Raw genomic sequence first — 16,904 nt, 5'->3', positions numbered from 1 at the left:
GGGGCATCGAGGAGGCGAGAACAGATAATGGATCAACGAGACAACTCGCGGACAGACGCCGTCCATCCCGTCATCGACCGGCTGGTTCGCCGGCTGCCGGTGGCGGCGCTGGGCCTGCGATGCGCGCGTACGCCCGATGTCGTGCGGTGGGCCAGGGCCACGGGACACCACGCGGTCTGGGTGGACCTGGAGCACAGCACCATGCCCGTGGATGTGGCGGGCGCGTTGTGCGGCACCGCGGCAGATCTGGGGATGGCGGCGCTGGTCAGGGTGCCCGAGCGCGAATATGGCGTCGTGGGACGGCTGCTGGATGCGGGGGCCTCGGGCATCATTTTCCCCCGGGTCGAAACGGCCGGGCAGGCCGCGGACCTGGTGGCCGCCTGCCGATTCCCGCCCCAGGGACACCGGTCGGCCATCGCGACGCTGCCCTGCGTCGGATTCCGCCGGGTGCCGGCGGCGGAACTCTATGCCACCGCCAACCGCGCCACCCTCGTCAAGGTGCTGTTGGAGAGCCCGCTCGGGATCGAGAATGCCGAGGCCATCGCCAGCGTACCCGGCGTGGATCTGGTGGCCATCGGCACCAATGACCTGAGCGCCGAACTGGGCGTGCCCGGCGAGGCCACCCATCCCCGCGTGCGCGAGGCGCACGAGGCGGCCCTGCGCGCGTGCCTGCGGGCGGGCAAGCCGCTGGTCATCGGAGGGGTTGCCGACGTTCGTTATGTGGCGGACCTGATCGAACGCGGCGCCGCGCCGTTCATGATGACGGGCATAGACAGCGACCTGCTGGCCGCGGCAATGCGCGAGCGCGTCGTCCAGGCCCTGGCTTGTGTGGGGGCCGGCGATGCGACGTGACCGCTGCTGGCGCGGGGCGCTGGCCCTGGCTGCCGTATTGATGGCGGGGATCCCGCCGGCCCACGCCCAGCGCGCGCTCACCATCGTGGTGCCGACGCCGCCCGGCGGACCGATCGACCGTGTGGCGCGGGTGGTTGCCCAGTACCTGCAACCGCGTCTGGAGGTCCCGGTGGTGGTCGAGAACCGCCAGGGCGCGGCGGGCAAGATCGGCGCCCAGGCCGCGCTGCGAGCCCCGCGGGATGGCCAGACGCTGCTGGCGGTGTCGCCGTCCATCCTGACTGTGAACCCGGTGGTGGACCGCGCCGTCGGCTACGACCCGTTGAAGGATTTCACGCCGCTGGCCATCGTGGCGGCGAACTCGGGAGTGCTGGCCGTCCGTGCGGGATTGCCGGTGGCGGATCTGGCGGGACTGGTCGAACATGCAAAGGCCCATCCCGACGGGCTGACCTACGGGTCCTTCGGCGTCGGCACCAGCCTGCACCTGCAAAGCGAGGAACTGCTGCAGGCGCTGGGGATCGCCGCGCGGCACGTGCCGTACAAGGGCGAGGCGCAGGCCATGAACGCGCTCGTGGCCGGCGAAGTCGACATGATGGTCTACGTCACGGCACCCATCGTGCCCTATGTGCGCAGCGGCCGGGTACGCGCGCTGGCGGCGACGGGCGCGCAGCGCTGGGACCTGCTGCCCGAGGTGCCGACCTACGCCGAATCGGGACTGCCCGCGCTGACCGACTACAGCTATCGCTCGTGGGTGGGCCTGGTCATGCCGGCGGGGGCGCCCGCGGCCCAGCAGGAGGCGGTCGGACGCGCGTTGCGCGAAGCAATGGCCGAACCGGGGCTGCGTCTTTCCCTTGAAGGCCAGGGATTCGAGCTCCAGGCCTACGATCCTGCCGCGATGCGCGAGGCGATTTCTTCCGAACTGGTCCGTAACCGGCGCGTCGCCGCGAGCGGGCGCGTCCATCTCGATTGATACACCACGGTCCTGCCATGACAGATTCCATGCTGACTTCCACGCCCATGCGCGCGCCTTCCACGCTGGAGCGCCCCCGTTTCGAGGTGCCCCCGGGGGCCTGCGATGCCCACGTGCACGTCTTCGGGCCGGCCGACCGGTATCCGCGCGTCCCGCATCCCCACTACACGCTGCCCGACGGCGAACAATCGAAGCTGGAGGGCGCGCTGGATGCACTGGGGGTGGAGCGCTACGTGATCGTGCAGCCCAGCTACTACGGCACCGACAACCGCTGCATGCTGGATGCGCTGGACCGCTGCGGCGGTCACGCGCGCGGCGTGGCCATGGTCGACGACGACGTCGATCAGGAGACGCTGGCGCGCATGCACGAACGGGGCGTCCGCGCGCTCAGGCTGGATCTCTTCCTGCGCGCCCAATTGCCGGGCCGGGAACTGCGGGCCTACATCGAACGCAGCGTGAGCCGCGCCTCGCGCCTGGGCTGGCACGTGCAGTTCTATACCCCGGGATGGGTGGTGCGCGACCTGATTCCGTTCCTGCCGTCGATCGGGGCCGATTTCGTCATCGATCACATGGGCTACATGCTGGAGACCGACGGCCTGACCCGCGAGGATTTCGACCGCCTGCTGCGGGCGGCGCACGAGGGGCGCGGCTGGTTCAAGCTGTCCGGTCCCTATCGCCTGGCCAAGGACAGGAACTATGTCCGGCTGCGGCCCTTGGCCCGCGCCATCGTCGAGACCCTGCCCGATCGCGTGATCTGGGGCAGCGACTGGCCGCATATTCCCGACGGCGCCCTGGATACGGGCAATCTGCTGAACCTGCTGGCGGACTGGGTGCCCGAGCCGGAGGGGCGAAAACGCATCCTGGTCGAGAATCCCGCCAGGCTGTTCGGCTTTCCCGAGGCGAGGCGGCCATGATCGGCCTGCGTTGCATCCAGGAACTGGATACGTCGGGAGCACGGGCCGCGGCCACGTTCGAGCACGAGGGGGCGCGCTACCTGGCCGTGCCGCAATTGGCGCGCGACGTCGAAGGAACGCCCGCCGACATGACGGCGGGGAACAGCGATACGCAGACGCTGATCTACCGTTGGGAAGGCGGCCGCTTCGTGCCGGACGCGGCCCTGGACGCCCCGGGCGGCGAGGACGCGGAGTTCTTCCGCATCGGCGAACGCGCTTTCCTGGCCGTGGCCAGCCTTCGCCACGGCGCCGGCCCCTACGACATGCGCCCGGGATCGACCATCTTCGAACTGCACGCCGGACGTTTCCTGCCTTTGCAGCAGGTACCGAGCTTCGCGGCCAAGCAATGGAAGTACCTCGCGGTCGGAACTCGCCACTTTCTGGCGCTGGCCCAGTGCGTGGCTGCGCCGGGAGAGACGCCGGCCCGGCAGGACATGTCGACCCTGTATGAATGGACTGGCCGGGATTTCTCGCCCTTTCAGCACATCGACTCCGCCTGGGGCTACAACTGGGCCGATATCGACGTCGACGGACACCGGCTGCTGGCCTATGCCGACCATGTCCGGCCGTCACGGCTGCTGCGCTGGAACGGCTCGTCGTTCGAGCACTTCCAGGACCTGGACGGCAACAGCGGGCGCGCCTTCTGCCATTTCGAGACGCGAGGGCGGCATTGGCTGGCCTTCTGCAATCTGCTCGGCGACACGCTGCTGTACAGGTGGTCGGACGGCCGCTTCGTGCCGCACCAGACGGTCTCAGGCCCCGGCGGCAGGGAGTTTGCATGGCTGGACGACATACAGGCGCTGGTAGTAGTGAATTTCCTGCGCGGCACCCGCGAGGCGCCCATCACCGACCTGGAGTCGGTCATCTACCGGTTCGCCGACGACAGGCTGGTTCCCGCCATGTCGTTCCCCACCCACGGCGCTACCGACGCGGCGTATTTCCGCCACGATGGCAAACGTTATCTCGTGGTGGCGAACAGCCTGTCGCCGCAGGTGCGCTTTCGCACGCCGACCCGCATCTACGAGCTCGACCCGGCCGTGCCGGGCGGCGATGGAAAGGAAACGACATGAATCCCGCCTACCAGAATCCGGATTTCCTGCGCCTGTATGAAACCTACACGGCCGCGGCCGACAGCCTGGGCGCCAAGCTGGCCGCCATGATGGGCGCCGCCCTGGCGGGGGATCCGCTGATCGTCGCCACCAGCACCGACATCGTGTTGTATCCGGGCGCCGGGCGCGCTCCCGAAGTCCAGGGCTATCGCCTGTTCAACCGGGGTTTCAAGGAATTGGCCGCCGTCTCCCACCTGGGGCCGGCCGTGGCGTCGCTGCTGAAGATGCGGGAGCTGGATCCCGACGGCCAGGCGTGGCAGGGCGAGGCGCGGCGCATGATGGACGCGACCCGCGCGGTCCGGGCCGCCAACTCGGCGGCACTGTGGCGCGACGAGATCGCGGTGGCGGCGTACCGGGGGCGCGAGCAGGCCATCGCCGGCATGGTGGACTACGCGTGCGCCATGACGCTGCGCTACCTTGAGCGCGCGCTGCGCGAGCCGTCCTGCTTCACCGCCCGGGACATGCGCGAGCAGTATCTCGAGGCCAAGGGCGGCGCCATAGGTGCGACCGTGCCCATGAACGCCGTCATGATCGCGACCTTCTTCCTGGTTGGACTGGACACCGGCCATCGCATCATCGGCTGGTTCGACCGGCACGATATCGACTGGGACCGCAGCATGGCGCTGATCGTCGGCAAGCAGGGCAGGCCCACCGCCGGCGTCACGTGGACCTCCAATTCGGTGTGCGCATCGATACGCGCGGCCTCGCGCTACCGGCTGCCGCTCGAGCGCGTGCTGATCGCCCCCCACGTGCCCAGCCCGGAACTGCCGGCCGATCCGGAGCAGGCCGTCGCGGCGGCGCGCGCGTTCGAGTCGCCGCTGCGGCAGTTGTGGTCGCGCACGCGCACGGTCAGCGACCTGGGGCCGCTGATGTACGACGGCTATCCGCGCTTCGCGCCGGCGGCGGCCGCGCATCCCCGCCTGACGCCCGAGACCACCGAGGTGGCCGAGCTGCCGGCGATCGCCGGGCCCGACGACTGGTGGGCGATGAACACGCGCTTGCGCGTGGTGCTGGAAGACCCCCGGCAATTGTTGTCGGGGTGTGTGGCCGACTACGCGGTCGACCAGTTGCAGGCCCACGACAACGATCCGGCGCGGGTCGTCGTGCCGGGGCTGGACGGCTGCGCCTATTAGACAACCGACATCAGGAGACTCCCATGCGTGCATTCGTTCCGTTCCTGCTGGCCGCCATTCTTCAGGCTGTCGCGACTTCCGCGCTGGCGCAGGCACCCTGGCCCAGCCATCCGATCAAGATCATCACGCCCAGTCCGGTGGGCGTCGGCTCCGATCTTTTCGCGCGAGCCTATGCCGAGCGCCTGTCGGAGGCGTTGAACACTCCGGTATATGTTGAGAACAAGCCTGGCGCGCTATCGGTGACCGGGACCGACGCGGTGGCCAAGTCCAAGCCGGACGGCTATACCCTGCTGTTCTCGACCAGCAATCCGTTCGCCATCACGCCTTTTCTGTTCAGCCGCCTGCCCTACGATCCGCAGGCCGACTTCGTCGCGGTGACCCAGGCGCTGCGCGGGGGATCATTCATCGTCGCCAACAACGCGGTGCCGATTCGTAGCGTGCCGGACCTGGTGGCCGCGGCGCGCCGCGAGCCGGGCAGGATCAGCTACGCCTCGTACGGGTCGGGCAGCACCGCCCACCTGGGGTTCGAACTGCTGCAGGATGCGTCAGGGGTACGGCTGCTGCATGTTCCGTACAAGCGGGCGGCCCTGCCGGACGTCATGGCGGGGCACGTGATGCTGGGGTTCGAGCCGCCGGTCTCGGCGCTGCCGGCCATCCGGTCGGGCAAGCTGTCCGCGATTGCCTATACGGGCAATCGCCGCAGCGCGGCGCTGCCCGACGTACCGACCGTCTCGGAGTCCTACCCGGGCGTGGAGATCTTCACGTCGCTCGGCTTCTGGGTGCCGGCCGGAACGCCGGTGTCCATCGTCGAGCGCCTGAACCGCGAGATCCAGGCCGTTACCCATTCCGCGGGCATGCAGCGGATGATCGCCGAAGCGGGACTGGAGCCGATAGCGACCACGCCGGCGGATGCGGCCGCGGCCATACGCAAGGAGACCGAGATCATGGGGCGCCTGATCAAGGCCAAGGGCATCACGGTCGATTGACGGGCCGCTCAGCCCCGCCAATAGCCGCCCGCTTCGATGGCGCGGCGCACGTCCTCGGGCACCTCGATGGGCCGCATGGTGTGCATGTCGATGAACACCAGGACCAGCGCGGCGCGCAGGCGCACCGGCTGGTCGTCGCCGGCGCGGCTCAGTTCGATGGCGATCTTCAGCGAGGTGCGTCCGACGCCGTCGATGCGCAGCGCCGAGACGATGTCTTCTCCCAGCCGGCTGGGAGCCAGGAAGTCGACCTGCAGGTTGACGATGGGAATGGCGATGTGCCGCTCGCCATGCAGGGCGGCGAAGCCGGTTTCCAGGCCGTGCCGGAGCCAGTGTTCGACGGTGTCGTTCAGGATCTCGACGTAGCGTGGATAGAACACGATGCCGGCGGGATCGCAGTGCTTGAAGCCGATCTCGACCGGCATGACATGGATGGTTACCATGCGGTTTCCTCGATGGATGGAACGGGCGGGCGCCGGAATGGCCGCAGCTTTCAATTAGACCTCATGCTCACGCCTGCTGCGCGATGCCCGAGAGCTGCCGGGCGAGCCGTTCGCCGCTGTCGTCGGCCAGCGCGGCCTCGCGCAGCCTGCCGTTTGCCAGACACTGAGCCGGGAGGCGTCCGCTCAGGCCAGCGGCCCCACGCGCAGGCCTTCCTCGTCCAGCCAGCGCGAGAAGGCCGGGCCGGCCAGCACCCGGTATTCGGCCACGCGCTGCCCGCCGGGAGGATCGTCGGGCACCGGGGCGACGGCCGGATGGCACATCAGCACGTCCCGGTCGCCCGCGTGCCGCAGCCAGTTGCGCACCAGCGCGGCATAGTGCTGTTCTCCGCCCTGGAAACCGTACACGCCCAGCAGGCGGGCATTGGTTCGCATGCCATGGCCGTGCGCCAGGCGGGCCAGCCCGGCGGCGCCCAGCGCGGCGATCACGTGCGCCTTCAGGCGCGGCGGGTGCGGCATGCCGGGCAGGGACGCGGCGCGCGTGGCGCGCAGCCACGGCGGGGCGTCGCCATAACGCCGCGCCAGCAGCGCGACCAGGCGGGCGCGGATGTGGGGCAACTGGTGCACGTGCTGGTGGCCGTCGACGTAGTCGGGCGGGCGGCCGAAGGCCCGTTCGAAGGCGTCGAACTGCCGGGCGAGCCTTGCGTCGATCCAGCCACCGTCGAGCAGGCCCGCATAGGCGCGGGCAATCAGCACGGACAGGGACAGCCGCTCGGCGGGCGTGTCAGGAAAGGCCGTGAAGTCCACATGCAGGCCGGTCTCGATGCCCGAGCCGGCCAGCAGCCCGGCATGGGCGCCGAAGCTGGGGCCCAGCGTCATGCAGCTGGCGGCGCTGACGCGCCCGTGCGCGGCCAGGGCCAGGATGGCCAGGTCGACCGATGCGTCCATGCCGAAGTCGTCCGCACACACGACGATCCGCCTGCCGGATAATGGCGTTCCGTTCATCACGTATCCGTTGGATGGCTCTTCATGCGCCTGCTTGCCGGACAGATCCTCCGCTTCGTCGCCGTCGGCTGCCTGGCCGCCGCGACCCACTGGGTCGTGGCCGTGGCCTGCGTCGAAATGCTGGGCCTCGCGCCCCTGCGGGCCAACGTGGTGGGCTGGCTGGCCGCTTTCTGCGTGTCGTTCGCGGGCCATCTGCTGTTCACATTCCGGCATCCGCTGCATGCGTGGCAGCGCGCCGCGGCGAGATTCTTTCTCGTATCCGCGGGCGGCTTCGCAGTCAACGAAATGGCCTATGCCTGGCTGCTCCATGTGTCCTCGGTGCGGTATGACGTCTTGCTGGCAGCGGTGTTGGCGGGGATTGCCGTGGGTACCTTCATTGCAAGCCGGCTATGGGCGTTTCGCCGCACGCCTGGCGCATGAGCCCGTCGCCGGCCTCGACCAGCCATACCCGGCTGCGGTCTTCGCTCAGCACGGGCTGCCGGTTCGCCAGGAATGGCTTGCGCGCGGCGTCGTCGGCGCCGCCCCAGATCCAGTAGCGTTCCCCGGCGGGCGCCGCGCACAGGCGTTCGCGCAGCAGCCGGTCCGACAGCAGCACCTGCTGGCCCTGGACCGGGTCGAAATGCGCGGCGTCGTACAGTTCCTTGCGCCAGTTGTCGCGCAAGGGAATCTGCGGGTCCAGCCAGTCGTCCACGACCCAGATGGGGGCGGGGGAGCGGGAATAGAGCTGTAGCTGGAAGGGGTACTCGTGCAGCGCGACCAGCGTGTCGCCGGGCCGCAGCCGCGTGCCGATATCGGTGGCCAGGGACTTGGGCGCCTGGTGCGAATAGGCGGCGGCTGCGGCCATGGCGGCGCCGCACAGCGTGGCGGCGCCCATGACGGACAAGGGGAACAGGCGCCGCCAGCGCAGGCTGCGGCCGCTGCGCCGGACCGACATGACGACCTCGGCCAGCAGGAAGGCGAAGGCGGGCAGCGCCGGCACGATGTAGCCGATGAGCTTGGAACTGGGGATGGAAAAGAAGGCCAGGATCACGGCCAGCCAGACCAGCATCAGCCGTCGCAGTCCGCCGTCGGGCGTGCTCCAGAAGCGCTTGTCGAACAGGCCGGCCGCCCAGGCCGACCAGGGCAGCGCCAGCGCGGCAAGCACCGGCAGGTAGAACCAGGCCGGCTGTACGTTGTTGAAGCCGCCGGCGGAGAAGCGCTCGAACTGCTGGTAGATGAAGAAGTAGTGGAAGAACTCCGGATAGCGCAGCTGCATCAGCCAGAACCACGGCACCGCCACGGCCAGGAAGACGCCGATGGCGGGCGGCCACAGCAGGACGAGCAGGTCTTTCCAGCGGCGCGCCGACGCCACCCATAGCACCAGCACGGCCGCCGGCAGCGCGACGCCTATCAGGCCCTTGGCCAGCACGGCCAGGCCGGCCAGCACCGCGCAGGCCAGCATCATGCCGCGGGGCGAGGCACCTTCGCGGGCGCGCAGCAGCGCTTCGGCGCCGGCCAGGATGCACAGCGAGATCAGGCTGGCCACCAGCATGTCCAGGTTGGCGAACTGCGCGGCGCCGTAGAAGAAGGGCAGGGTGACCAGGATCAGCGTGGCGACCGCGGCGGTGCCGGCGTCGCGCCGCCGGCGCACGAACAGGTACAGGCCCGCCGCCGCCAGCCAGGCCGCCAGGACCGAGGGCAGGCGCGCCGCGAACTCGTTCAGTCCGAACACCGAGAACGAGGCCTCGGCCAGCCAGTAGAACAGCGGCGGCTTGTGGAAATAGGGCATGCCGTTCAACAGCGGCACGGCATGGGAGTGGCTGCGCAACATTTCCCAGGCGACGCCGGCATAGCGCCCCTCGTCGGGCAGCATCAGCGGCCGCACCCAGGACAGCATGGCGAGCCAGGCCGCGATGGCGGCGAAGAACAGGCTGGTTTTTTTCATCGCCGGGCCGCCCCAAGATGAAAACGCCCCCTTGGGGGGCAGCGCAGCCGCGCAGCGGCAAGCGTGGGGGCCGTTTTTCATCGCATGCCTGCGCGGCGGCTGCGCGTCCCCGTGCCCCGGCGCGAGCGGACCACGTACAGCGGCCGGCCCTTGACCTCGTCGAAGATGCGGGCGACGTACTCGCCCACGATGCCCAGCGAGATCAGGTTCAGGCCGGCGAAGAACAGCAAGGCGGCGACGATGGTGGTCCAGCCGGCGACGATGTTGCCCTTGACCAGGTATTCACCCACCACGTAGCAGCCATAGGCGATGGACAGCGCCGCGAAGAGCCCACCCACGAGGCTCGCCATGCGCAGCGGCCAGGTGGTGAAGGCGGTCAGCCCGTCCAGGGCCAGGCGCCCGAGCTGCAGCGGCCGGAAGTGGCTGCTGCCGTGGGCACGGTCGGCGGGAACGTAGGGCAGCGGCTCGGCCTTGAACCCGACCCAGGCGTACAGGCCCTTCATGAAGCGGGTGCGTTCGGGCAGGGCGATCAGGGCGTCGACGACGCGGCGGTCCATCAGCCGGAAGTCGCCGGCATGCGCCGGGACGTTGACGCGGCCGTGCGAGCTGAGCAGCCGGTAGAACAGCCGCGAGCCCAGGCGCTTGAGCGCCGGCTCGTCGTCGCGATGGCTGCGCACCGCGTAGACCATGTCCGCGCCGGCGGCCCACTTGACCAGCATCCTGTCGATCAGGTCGGGCGAGTGCTGCAGGTCGGCGTCCATGCTGATGACGACGTCGCCGTCCGCCGATTCCAGCCCGGCGCTGAGCGCGGCTTCCTTGCCGAAGTTGCGCGACAGCTGCAGGTAGCGGAAGCCGGGGACCTGGCTCCAGCGGGCCATGAGTTCAGGGGTCTCGTCGGTGCTGCCGTCGTCCACCACAATGATCTCCCAGCTTCGGCACAGCGTGTCGAGGCGGGCTCGCAAGAGGGGAAGCAGTTCGCGCAGGTTGCGGGCTTCGTTCAGGCAGGGCAGGACGCAGCTGACATGGGCATCGTGGAAGGCGGAATCCCTGGGCGCGGCTGCCTCGGGCAGAGGCAGGACCACGCCGGGCAGCGCCGGGCCGAAGCCATCCAGATCGTGTTGGACATCCATGGAACACTCGGAGGGAACGACAGAACGGCGCCAGTATGGTCGGGCGTGCGTCGAATTTTCGTTGAAGGGATGTCGAGTTTCCGTTCCTCCGGCCGTTCAGCGGAACGTCAGTTTTCCGGCGTCCCGTAAGTGCGTTCCCCGCGTTCGGCGATCACCTCCAGCAGCGTGCCGGTGAACGCCTCCAGGACCGCAGGCTGTTCCCTTCCGCGCTTGGTGATGAGGTGAAAGCCCAGCGACAGCACGGGGTCGGTCAGCAGCGCGGTGACGACCGGCACGTCGGGTCCGACCGGCGCGGCGAAGGACGGAACGATGGTGGGACCGACGCCGGCCGCCGCCATGCCGATCAGCGATTCCAGATTGTTCATCCGGATGCCGCCCTCCGGCCGCAGGCGCCTGGACGCGGCCTTGCGCTTGTCGATCAGTTGCTGGAGTTCCGAGGTGGGGTGCAGCTCCACGAAGGGCACGTCGGGCAGGTCGTCCCAACGTATGCGCCGGGCCCTGCCCTGCGCCTTCAGGCGCAGCGGGGCGTTGCGGCATTCCACGTACAGGAAGTCGAACTCGAACAGCGGGCGCCGCGAGACCTCGGGCACGTGCCGCGGGAAGATGCCCAGCCCGCAATCGAGTTCCCCGCTGCGCACGCGGCGTTCGACCTCGGGCTTGGGCAGGTCGAACACATGCAGGTCCAGCGTGGGCTGGGTGACGCGCAGCTTCATGTATACGTGCGGCATCACGCTGGCGGAGAATATGGGCGTGGCGCCCACGCGCAGCGTGCGCCGCCGCTCTTCCGAGAGCTGGCTGAGGACGGGGGCGATGGTTTCCACTTCGTCCACCACGTGCTGGGCCACGGGCACCAGCCGCTGGCCGGCCGCGGTCAGGTGGACCGAACGCGTGGTGCGCTCGAACAGCCGGCACGCCAGCTGGCCCTCCATGTCCTGCATCATCAGGCTCAGGCCGGGCTGGCTGATGTGCATCTGCTCCGCCGCGCGCGTGAAGCTGCGAGTATGCACCACGGAAAGAAAAGCCTTGAAATGCCGGATCGAGAGATTCATAAGTAACCTAAATCAATAGATATAAGAGATATATTAGACAAATTAAAAGGCTGTTCCTAGAATTTCCCGCAAGCAGCACAAATGCACCCGCCGGCCAGGCCGGACGGGGCGACGGGAGACGGGACGATGAACGAGGCGACAGCCAAGCGGCGCCAATTCCGCGAACTACTGGCCAGGGACGAACTACTGGTCATGCCCGGCGGCTTCAGCCCCCTGCTGGCCCGCATCGCGCAGGACGCGGGCTTTGAAAGTTATTTCATCGCCGGCTCGCAACTGTGCGCGTTCCTGTACGGATATCCCGACACCGGCGTGATGGGCATGCGCGACGTGGTCGATCATGCGCGGCACGTGGCGGCCCGGACCGACATCCCCATCTTCCTCGACTTCGACACGGGCTTCGGCAATGCGGTCAACGTCTGGTATGCGGTGCAGGAAGCGGTGCGGGCCGGCGTGGCGGGATTGCAGATCGAGGACCAGGAGGCGCCCAAGAAGTCCGGGACCAGTGCCGGCCGCCGCTGCATTCCGGTGGACGAAGCCGTGGGCAAGTACCGCGCGGCCGTCGCCGCCCGCGACGAGATCGACAGGGAATTCGTGGTGTGCGCGCGCTGCGACGCGCTCGGGGCCGCCGGCGAGACCTTCGAGTCCGCGCTGAACCGCTGCGTCGCCTATGCCGAGCAGGGCGGCGTGGATCTGGTCTGGCTCAATTCGGTGCAAAGCCGCGAGCAACTGAAGATCGCCTGCCGCGAGATTCCCGTCCCGGTGCTGACCATCTGGGGCGGGCAGGGGCCGGCGCCGACGCTGGAGGAGTACCGCGATCTCGGCCTGCGGGTGGTGCTGTACCCGACCATCGCGGCCTCGTCGGGGATGCAGGCCGCCTGGCGCGTGCTGCACGATTTCCGCCGGCGCGGCCAGGCGGCGCTGGCCGACTGGGCCGCCCAGGTCAACGCCTGCCCGGACGGGCCGGCCGACTACAAGACCCTGTCCGGCATCCCGAAAGTGATGGAGCTGGAGCGCCGGTTCCTGGCCGAGGGCAGCCGCCCCGACTACGAGAGCACCTGGGGCCACGGCGGCACGCTGGAGCAGAGCGGCAGGCAGCCTCCGAAGTGACCGGGGCCGGCGCGGCCGGCCCACCTTTCTTCTTCCTTCTTGGAAACGAACATGGATCGACGTCAATTGTTGAAGGTCGCGGGCGGAGCCTTGCTCGCGCCGGCCGTGGCGCGCGGCGATGCCTATCCCGTCCGGCCCATCCTGCTGCAGGTGCCGTTCCCGCCGGGCGGCGCGGCCGACGTGATGGCGCGGCTGGTCGCACGCAAGATGAGCGAATCGCTGGGCCAGCCGGTGGCGGTCGAGAACAAGCCCGGCGCGGGCGGCATCATCGGCGCGGCGGCGGTAGCCCGTGCGGCGCCCGATGGCTACACCCTGCTGCTGTCCACCACCAGCACCCATTCCCTGGCCGCCGCCATCAAGTCCTCGCTGCCCTACGATCCCGAGAAGAGCTTCGCGCCCATCGTCGAGATCGCCAACGGCAAGAGCGTGCTGCTGGTATCCAGCGCTTCGGGCATCCAGGACGTGGCCTCGCTGGTCAAGCTGATGAAAAGCCGCGGCGCCGACAACAATTTCGGTTCGGCCGGCGTGGGCACCCTGGCGCACCTGAACGGCGAGGCCTTCAAGCGCGCCGCCGGCGTCGAGATGACGCACATTCCCTACAAGGGCATGTCGCTGGCCGTGCAGGACCTGATAGGCGGCCAGTTGACGATGATGTTCGACAGCGCCGTGTCCGCGCTGGCGGTGCTCAAGGGCGGGCGCATCCGCGCGCTGGCCGTGGCCGGGCGCAAGCGCACGCCGGTGCTACCGGAGGTGCCGACGCTGATCGAGGCCGGCGTGCCGGGCTTCGACATGGAAGCCTATTTCGGCCTGTGGGCGCCGGCGGGCACGCCCGCGCCCATCGTCGAGCGGCTCAACGGCGTGCTCAACGCCGCGATCGCGTCGCCCGACCTGCGCACCGAGATCACCAGCCTGGCGGCCGACCCCGCGGGCGGCACCAGCGCGGCCTTCGCCGAACGCGTCGCGCGCGACCGGCGCAAGTGGAAACAGATCATCACCGATGCGGGCATCACCCCCGAATGATGCACCGTCCCATTCTTTCTTTCAGGAGCTTCCGTTGAGCAACACCTCCCTCCATCCCATCGCACGCCGCCTCTACACGGCGCTGGTCCTGCCGCTGCGGGACGACCTCGGCATCGACGAGCCGGGCCTGCGCCGGCTGGTGCGCTATTACCTGCAACAACCGAGGTTCGCCGCCGAGGGCGGCCTCATCGCCAATCCCGAGGCGGGCGAAGCCTTCTACCTGACCCGCGAGGAAAAGCGGCGGGTGCTGGAAATCGTGATGGAGGAAGCCGCGGGCCGGATGCCGGTGCTGGCCGGCACCTTCGCCTGGACCACCGCGGAGACCGTGCAGACGGCGCTCGACGCGAAGGCGCTGGGTGCCCAGGGCATCTTCGTGGTGCCGCCGGCCGGTTCCATGGACGTGGCCATCGCCTGGGACTCGGTCCGCTATCCGGAGGTGTGGCTGGACCAGATCAAGGCGCAGGACGAGGCCGTGGACCTGCCCATCTTCACCCACCCCATCACCAACGCGTCGCAGCCCTGGGGACTGGGCCTGCCCCTGGAACCCACGCTGAAATTCTGCCGCGAGGTGCCCAACATCGTGGGCTGGAAGACGACCTACGCCTACCAGGGCCACCGCATCCTTGCGCGGGCCATGCGCGACCAGGCGCCCGGCGTCGCGCTGCTGTGCTCGAGCGCGCATTTCTTCCACGAGTACCTGGCCAGCGGCAATTTCGACGGCACCATCAGCGGCTCGTGGAACTATGCGCTGGAGCCCATGCTGGACCACATCGAGGCGATGCGCGCCAATGACCTCGTCGCCGCGCGCCGCATCTGGGACGCGGGCCTGGCGCGCCTGCACGAATACATCTACGCCGAGCCCGGCCGGCTGCACGTGCGCTACAAGATCGCGACCTGGCTGCGGGGCCTGATCGAGTCGCCGCGCATGCGTCCGCCCATGCCCGAGCCGCGCGTCGAAGAGATCCGCCGCATCGACCAGTTGCTGCGCGGGGCGGGCATCGAGGTGGTCCGGGAGCAGACCCGGATGGACGCCGCCGGGAGGCAGGCATGATGGGCGCGCGCCGCATCGCGGCGCTGGCGCTGGCCGCGTTGTTGCCGATGGCGGGTCTTCACGCCCAGGAATATCCGGCCAAGCCTGTCAAGATCGTGGTGCCCTTTCCGCCGGGTGGTTCGACCGACGTGGCGGCCCGCATTCTCGCGGCCAGGCTGGCCGACGAGTTCCGCCAGCCGGTCTATGTCGAGAACAAGCCCGGCGCCGGCACCACGATCGGCGCCGCCTACGTCGCTTCCTCCGCGCCCGACGGCTACACCTTGTACGTGACGGGGCCGATCACCCACGCCAGTTCGCAGGCGCTCTACAGGAAGCTGCCCTACGACGCGCTGCGCGGTTTCGCGCCGGTCGGCAACATGACCGTCTCGCCGTTCATCGTGGTGGTCCATCCCGCCTCGCCGGCGAAGTCGCTGAAGGACCTGCTGGAGGCGGCGCGCAGGCAGCCGGGGCGGCTGAGCTATGCCTCCAGCGGCAACGGCGCCGCGCCCCACCTGGTAACCGAAATCATCGCGCGCTCCGCCGGCGTGTCGTTCACGCACGTGCCGTTCAAGGGCGTAGGGCCGGCGGTGGTCGCGCTGTTGGGCAACCAGGTGGACTTCATGATCGCCGACGTCGCCGTCGTGCCGCAGATCCGCGAGGGCAAGCTGCGCGCGCTGGCGCTGACGACGGCGGCCGAGTCGGCGCTGGTGCCGGGCGTGCCGTCCATGGCGGAGGCCGGCATGCCGGGCGTCGACGTGCCGAGCGGCCTGGCCCTGTTCGCCCCGGCGGGGACGCCGGAGGCGACCGTCGCGCGCATCAATGCGGCGATGAACCGCGCGTTGCGGGATGCGGACGTCATGCAGAAATTCGCCATGCAGGGCTTCGAGATCCAGACCGGCACGCCGGCCGACCTGGCGGCCATGATGGCCCGGGAGGTCGAGCGCTACGGGCAGATCGTGCGGCAGACGGGCATCCGCATCGATTGATGCGGGCCGCGCCGGATCAGGGGCGGCGCAGGCAGGCCAGCGCCGCGGCCGACAAGAGCAGGGCGGCCCCGCCGTAGACCAGCACGGCGGGGGCGGCCGGCAGCAGCAGGCCGGCCAGCATCGGCCCCGTGCCTGCGCCGATGTCGCGCCAGACCGCGCGCGAGGCCAGTGCCTGGATGCGTTCGTTGCCGGGGTGGCGATGCGCGACGATGGGGGCCAGCAGCGGCAGTTGCAGGGCGCGCAGCACGACGATGAGGAAGGCGCAGGCCCACAGCCAGCCGGCGCCGAAACCCACCAGCGCGGCCGAGGTGGCCAGCGACAGGACCACCAGCATGCGTTCGGCGCCCAGGCGGTCGGCGATGCGCCCGCCCAGCGGGCTGAGCAGGATCTCCGACAGGTAGCGCAGCGCCATCAGCACGCCGGCCGCCAGCAGGGCCCAGTCGGGCAGTGCGTCCTGCGCGAGCAGCGACAGGCCGATGATGAACAGGCCGTCCAGCGTCAGCCCTTCCATGAAGGACCAGGCATCCAGGCTGCCTGGTGGCCGTATGCGGCGCGCGGGCTGCGGCGCGCTCCGGGGCCGGCGGTGGGCGGGCAGGCGGCGCGCTAGCGGCAGGGCCAGCAGGGCGAGGGCGGCCAGAATGAAGAAGATGAAGCGCGGTCCGGCCAGGTCCGCCAGCCATGCGCCCGCCGGCAGGGCCAGCATGGGGCCCGCGGCGATCAGGGCGCGCGAGCGGCCGGTGCGCTGCGCCGATCCGGACAGGCTGGCGGTGGCCAGCGCCAGGGTGGACAGGTTCAGCGCCGCGTAGGACAGGCCCCACAGCAGCCGGACGGCCAGCAGCAGCCAGAAGCCCGGGAACAGCGCATAGCCCAGCGCGCAGCAGGCCGAGGCCAGCGCCGCCAGCGTGCAGACGGCGCGATCGCCGCGCTCGGCGTACAGCCTGGCGACCCAGCCATAGCCGGCTATCCGGACCAGCCGATTGGCGGCCAGCAACACACCGGCCTGCGCCAGGCTTATGCCGAATTGGCCCGCGTGGACGGGAAGCAGCAGATAGAGGACGGTATCGGCGGGCAGGCACAGGCCCAGGACGATGGAGGCGTCGCGCGAATGGCGATCGGCGGTGGCGGTGTCGGGATCGGACATAGGCCGACATGGTGACGTTCGCGTGACAGGGCGACAAACGATTTAAACTGGCGCGACACGTGAGAAAATTGCACG

General features: G+C 69.6%; 17 protein-coding genes. 11 read left to right on the top strand and 6 right to left on the bottom strand.

Features of this window, described 5'->3' with window-relative positions; genetic code table 11:
* Positions 1 to 27 precede the first annotated feature (27 nt).
* The 6 genes from CDO46_RS03330 to CDO46_RS03305 are packed head-to-tail and all read left to right on the top strand — an operon-like array spanning position 28 to position 6,000.
* On the top strand, positions 28 to 852 hold the full coding sequence (locus tag CDO46_RS03330) for an HpcH/HpaI aldolase/citrate lyase family protein (protein ID WP_087837144.1): 825 nt from the start codon (positions 28 to 30) through the stop codon (positions 850 to 852).
* Complete coding sequence (locus tag CDO46_RS03325; RefSeq protein ID WP_087837143.1) at positions 842 to 1,819, top strand: tripartite tricarboxylate transporter substrate binding protein; 978 nt, start codon at positions 842 to 844, stop codon at positions 1,817 to 1,819. Before CDO46_RS03330 ends, CDO46_RS03325 begins: the two co-directional genes overlap by 11 nt.
* A 29-nt stretch (positions 1,820 to 1,848) precedes the next feature.
* Positions 1,849 to 2,733, top strand: coding sequence for an amidohydrolase (locus CDO46_RS03320; RefSeq protein ID WP_243724401.1), 885 nt, complete (start codon positions 1,849 to 1,851; stop codon positions 2,731 to 2,733).
* Entirely contained in the window at positions 2,730 to 3,842 is a 1,113-nt protein-coding gene (locus CDO46_RS03315) for a hypothetical protein (protein WP_087837141.1), read from the top strand. Before CDO46_RS03320 ends, CDO46_RS03315 begins: the two co-directional genes overlap by 4 nt.
* Complete coding sequence (locus CDO46_RS03310; protein WP_087837140.1) at positions 3,839 to 5,014, top strand: DUF5624 domain-containing protein; 1,176 nt, start codon at positions 3,839 to 3,841, stop codon at positions 5,012 to 5,014. Before CDO46_RS03315 ends, CDO46_RS03310 begins: the two co-directional genes overlap by 4 nt.
* A gap of 23 nt (positions 5,015 to 5,037) precedes the next feature.
* Positions 5,038 to 6,000 carry a tripartite tricarboxylate transporter substrate binding protein gene (locus CDO46_RS03305; RefSeq protein ID WP_087837139.1) on the top strand — a complete coding sequence of 321 codons (963 nt, stop codon included), beginning with the start codon at positions 5,038 to 5,040 and terminating at the stop codon, positions 5,998 to 6,000.
* A gap of 8 nt (positions 6,001 to 6,008) precedes the next feature.
* Here the strand turns inward: CDO46_RS03305 and CDO46_RS03300 are convergent, their stop codons facing one another.
* Entirely contained in the window at positions 6,009 to 6,440 is a 432-nt protein-coding gene (locus CDO46_RS03300) for a thioesterase family protein (RefSeq protein ID WP_087837138.1), read from the bottom strand.
* Between the two features lie 183 nt (positions 6,441 to 6,623).
* The gene (locus CDO46_RS03295; RefSeq protein ID WP_087837137.1) at positions 6,624 to 7,442 is read right to left on the bottom strand and encodes a ChbG/HpnK family deacetylase; all 819 of its coding nucleotides are present in this window, start codon (positions 7,440 to 7,442) and stop codon (positions 6,624 to 6,626) included.
* A gap of 24 nt (positions 7,443 to 7,466) precedes the next feature.
* On the opposite strand from CDO46_RS03295, the gene CDO46_RS03290 reads away from it, so the two are divergent.
* The gene (locus CDO46_RS03290) at positions 7,467 to 7,862 is read left to right on the top strand and encodes a GtrA family protein (RefSeq protein WP_087837136.1); all 396 of its coding nucleotides are present in this window, start codon (positions 7,467 to 7,469) and stop codon (positions 7,860 to 7,862) included.
* Here the strand turns inward: CDO46_RS03290 and CDO46_RS03285 are convergent.
* The 3 genes from CDO46_RS03285 to CDO46_RS03275 all read right to left on the bottom strand — a co-directional run bounded on the left by CDO46_RS03285 (position 7,816) and on the right by CDO46_RS03275 (position 11,545).
* Positions 7,816 to 9,366 carry a glycosyltransferase family 39 protein gene (locus CDO46_RS03285; protein ID WP_087837135.1) on the bottom strand — a complete coding sequence of 517 codons (1,551 nt, stop codon included), beginning with the start codon at positions 9,364 to 9,366 and terminating at the stop codon, positions 7,816 to 7,818. The two genes, CDO46_RS03290 and CDO46_RS03285, sit on opposite strands and share 47 nt — an antisense overlap.
* A gap of 77 nt (positions 9,367 to 9,443) precedes the next feature.
* Entirely contained in the window at positions 9,444 to 10,496 is a 1,053-nt protein-coding gene (locus tag CDO46_RS03280) for a glycosyltransferase family 2 protein (protein WP_087837134.1), read from the bottom strand.
* Positions 10,497 to 10,603: 107 nt separating this feature from the next.
* Positions 10,604 to 11,545 (bottom strand): LysR family transcriptional regulator, encoded by a 942-nt coding sequence (locus CDO46_RS03275; RefSeq protein ID WP_087837133.1) that lies wholly within the window; start codon positions 11,543 to 11,545, stop codon positions 10,604 to 10,606.
* 126 nt (positions 11,546 to 11,671) lie between these two features.
* Here CDO46_RS03275 and CDO46_RS03270 point away from each other — a divergent pair, with 126 nt between their 5' ends.
* The 4 genes from CDO46_RS03270 to CDO46_RS03255 are packed head-to-tail and all read left to right on the top strand — an operon-like array spanning position 11,672 to position 15,688.
* Positions 11,672 to 12,652 (top strand): oxaloacetate decarboxylase, encoded by a 981-nt coding sequence (locus tag CDO46_RS03270; protein WP_165963040.1) that lies wholly within the window; start codon positions 11,672 to 11,674, stop codon positions 12,650 to 12,652.
* Positions 12,653 to 12,703: 51 nt separating this feature from the next.
* Positions 12,704 to 13,672 (top strand): tripartite tricarboxylate transporter substrate binding protein, encoded by a 969-nt coding sequence (locus tag CDO46_RS03265; protein WP_087837131.1) that lies wholly within the window; start codon positions 12,704 to 12,706, stop codon positions 13,670 to 13,672.
* A gap of 34 nt (positions 13,673 to 13,706) precedes the next feature.
* Entirely contained in the window at positions 13,707 to 14,723 is a 1,017-nt protein-coding gene (locus tag CDO46_RS03260) for a dihydrodipicolinate synthase family protein (RefSeq protein ID WP_243724403.1), read from the top strand.
* A complete protein-coding gene (locus CDO46_RS03255) occupies positions 14,720 to 15,688 on the top strand; it encodes a tripartite tricarboxylate transporter substrate binding protein (RefSeq protein WP_087837129.1) in 969 nt (322 codons plus the stop codon). Before CDO46_RS03260 ends, CDO46_RS03255 begins: the two co-directional genes overlap by 4 nt.
* 16 nt (positions 15,689 to 15,704) lie before the next feature.
* Here CDO46_RS03255 and CDO46_RS03250 read toward each other — a convergent pair whose 3' ends face one another.
* Positions 15,705 to 16,829: an MFS transporter gene (locus CDO46_RS03250; RefSeq protein WP_087837128.1), complete on the bottom strand. Its 1,125-nt coding sequence runs from the start codon at positions 16,827 to 16,829 to the stop codon at positions 15,705 to 15,707.
* Positions 16,830 to 16,904: the final 75 nt, after the last annotated feature.

Source organism: Pigmentiphaga sp. NML030171, assembly GCF_002188635.1.
GTDB lineage: Bacteria > Pseudomonadota > Gammaproteobacteria > Burkholderiales > Burkholderiaceae_B > Pigmentiphaga > Pigmentiphaga daeguensis.
This window is presented reverse-complemented; position numbering and strand designations above follow the sequence as displayed.

Coding starts and splice junctions, on each gene's coding strand:
- CDO46_RS03330 (WP_087837144.1), top strand. CDS start 28: ATGGATCAACGAGACAACTCGCGGACAGACGCCGTCCATCCCGTCATC.
- CDO46_RS03325 (WP_087837143.1), top strand. CDS start 842: ATGCGACGTGACCGCTGCTGGCGCGGGGCGCTGGCCCTGGCTGCCGTA.
- CDO46_RS03320 (WP_243724401.1), top strand. CDS start 1,849: ATGCTGACTTCCACGCCCATGCGCGCGCCTTCCACGCTGGAGCGCCCC.
- CDO46_RS03315 (WP_087837141.1), top strand. CDS start 2,730: ATGATCGGCCTGCGTTGCATCCAGGAACTGGATACGTCGGGAGCACGG.
- CDO46_RS03310 (WP_087837140.1), top strand. CDS start 3,839: ATGAATCCCGCCTACCAGAATCCGGATTTCCTGCGCCTGTATGAAACC.
- CDO46_RS03305 (WP_087837139.1), top strand. CDS start 5,038: ATGCGTGCATTCGTTCCGTTCCTGCTGGCCGCCATTCTTCAGGCTGTC.
- CDO46_RS03300 (WP_087837138.1), bottom strand. CDS start 6,440: ATGGTAACCATCCATGTCATGCCGGTCGAGATCGGCTTCAAGCACTGC.
- CDO46_RS03295 (WP_087837137.1), bottom strand. CDS start 7,442: ATGAACGGAACGCCATTATCCGGCAGGCGGATCGTCGTGTGTGCGGAC.
- CDO46_RS03290 (WP_087837136.1), top strand. CDS start 7,467: ATGCGCCTGCTTGCCGGACAGATCCTCCGCTTCGTCGCCGTCGGCTGC.
- CDO46_RS03285 (WP_087837135.1), bottom strand. CDS start 9,366: ATGAAAAAAACCAGCCTGTTCTTCGCCGCCATCGCGGCCTGGCTCGCC.
- CDO46_RS03280 (WP_087837134.1), bottom strand. CDS start 10,496: ATGGATGTCCAACACGATCTGGATGGCTTCGGCCCGGCGCTGCCCGGC.
- CDO46_RS03275 (WP_087837133.1), bottom strand. CDS start 11,545: ATGAATCTCTCGATCCGGCATTTCAAGGCTTTTCTTTCCGTGGTGCAT.
- CDO46_RS03270 (WP_165963040.1), top strand. CDS start 11,672: ATGAACGAGGCGACAGCCAAGCGGCGCCAATTCCGCGAACTACTGGCC.
- CDO46_RS03265 (WP_087837131.1), top strand. CDS start 12,704: ATGGATCGACGTCAATTGTTGAAGGTCGCGGGCGGAGCCTTGCTCGCG.
- CDO46_RS03255 (WP_087837129.1), top strand. CDS start 14,720: ATGATGGGCGCGCGCCGCATCGCGGCGCTGGCGCTGGCCGCGTTGTTG.
- CDO46_RS03250 (WP_087837128.1), bottom strand. CDS start 16,829: ATGTCCGATCCCGACACCGCCACCGCCGATCGCCATTCGCGCGACGCC.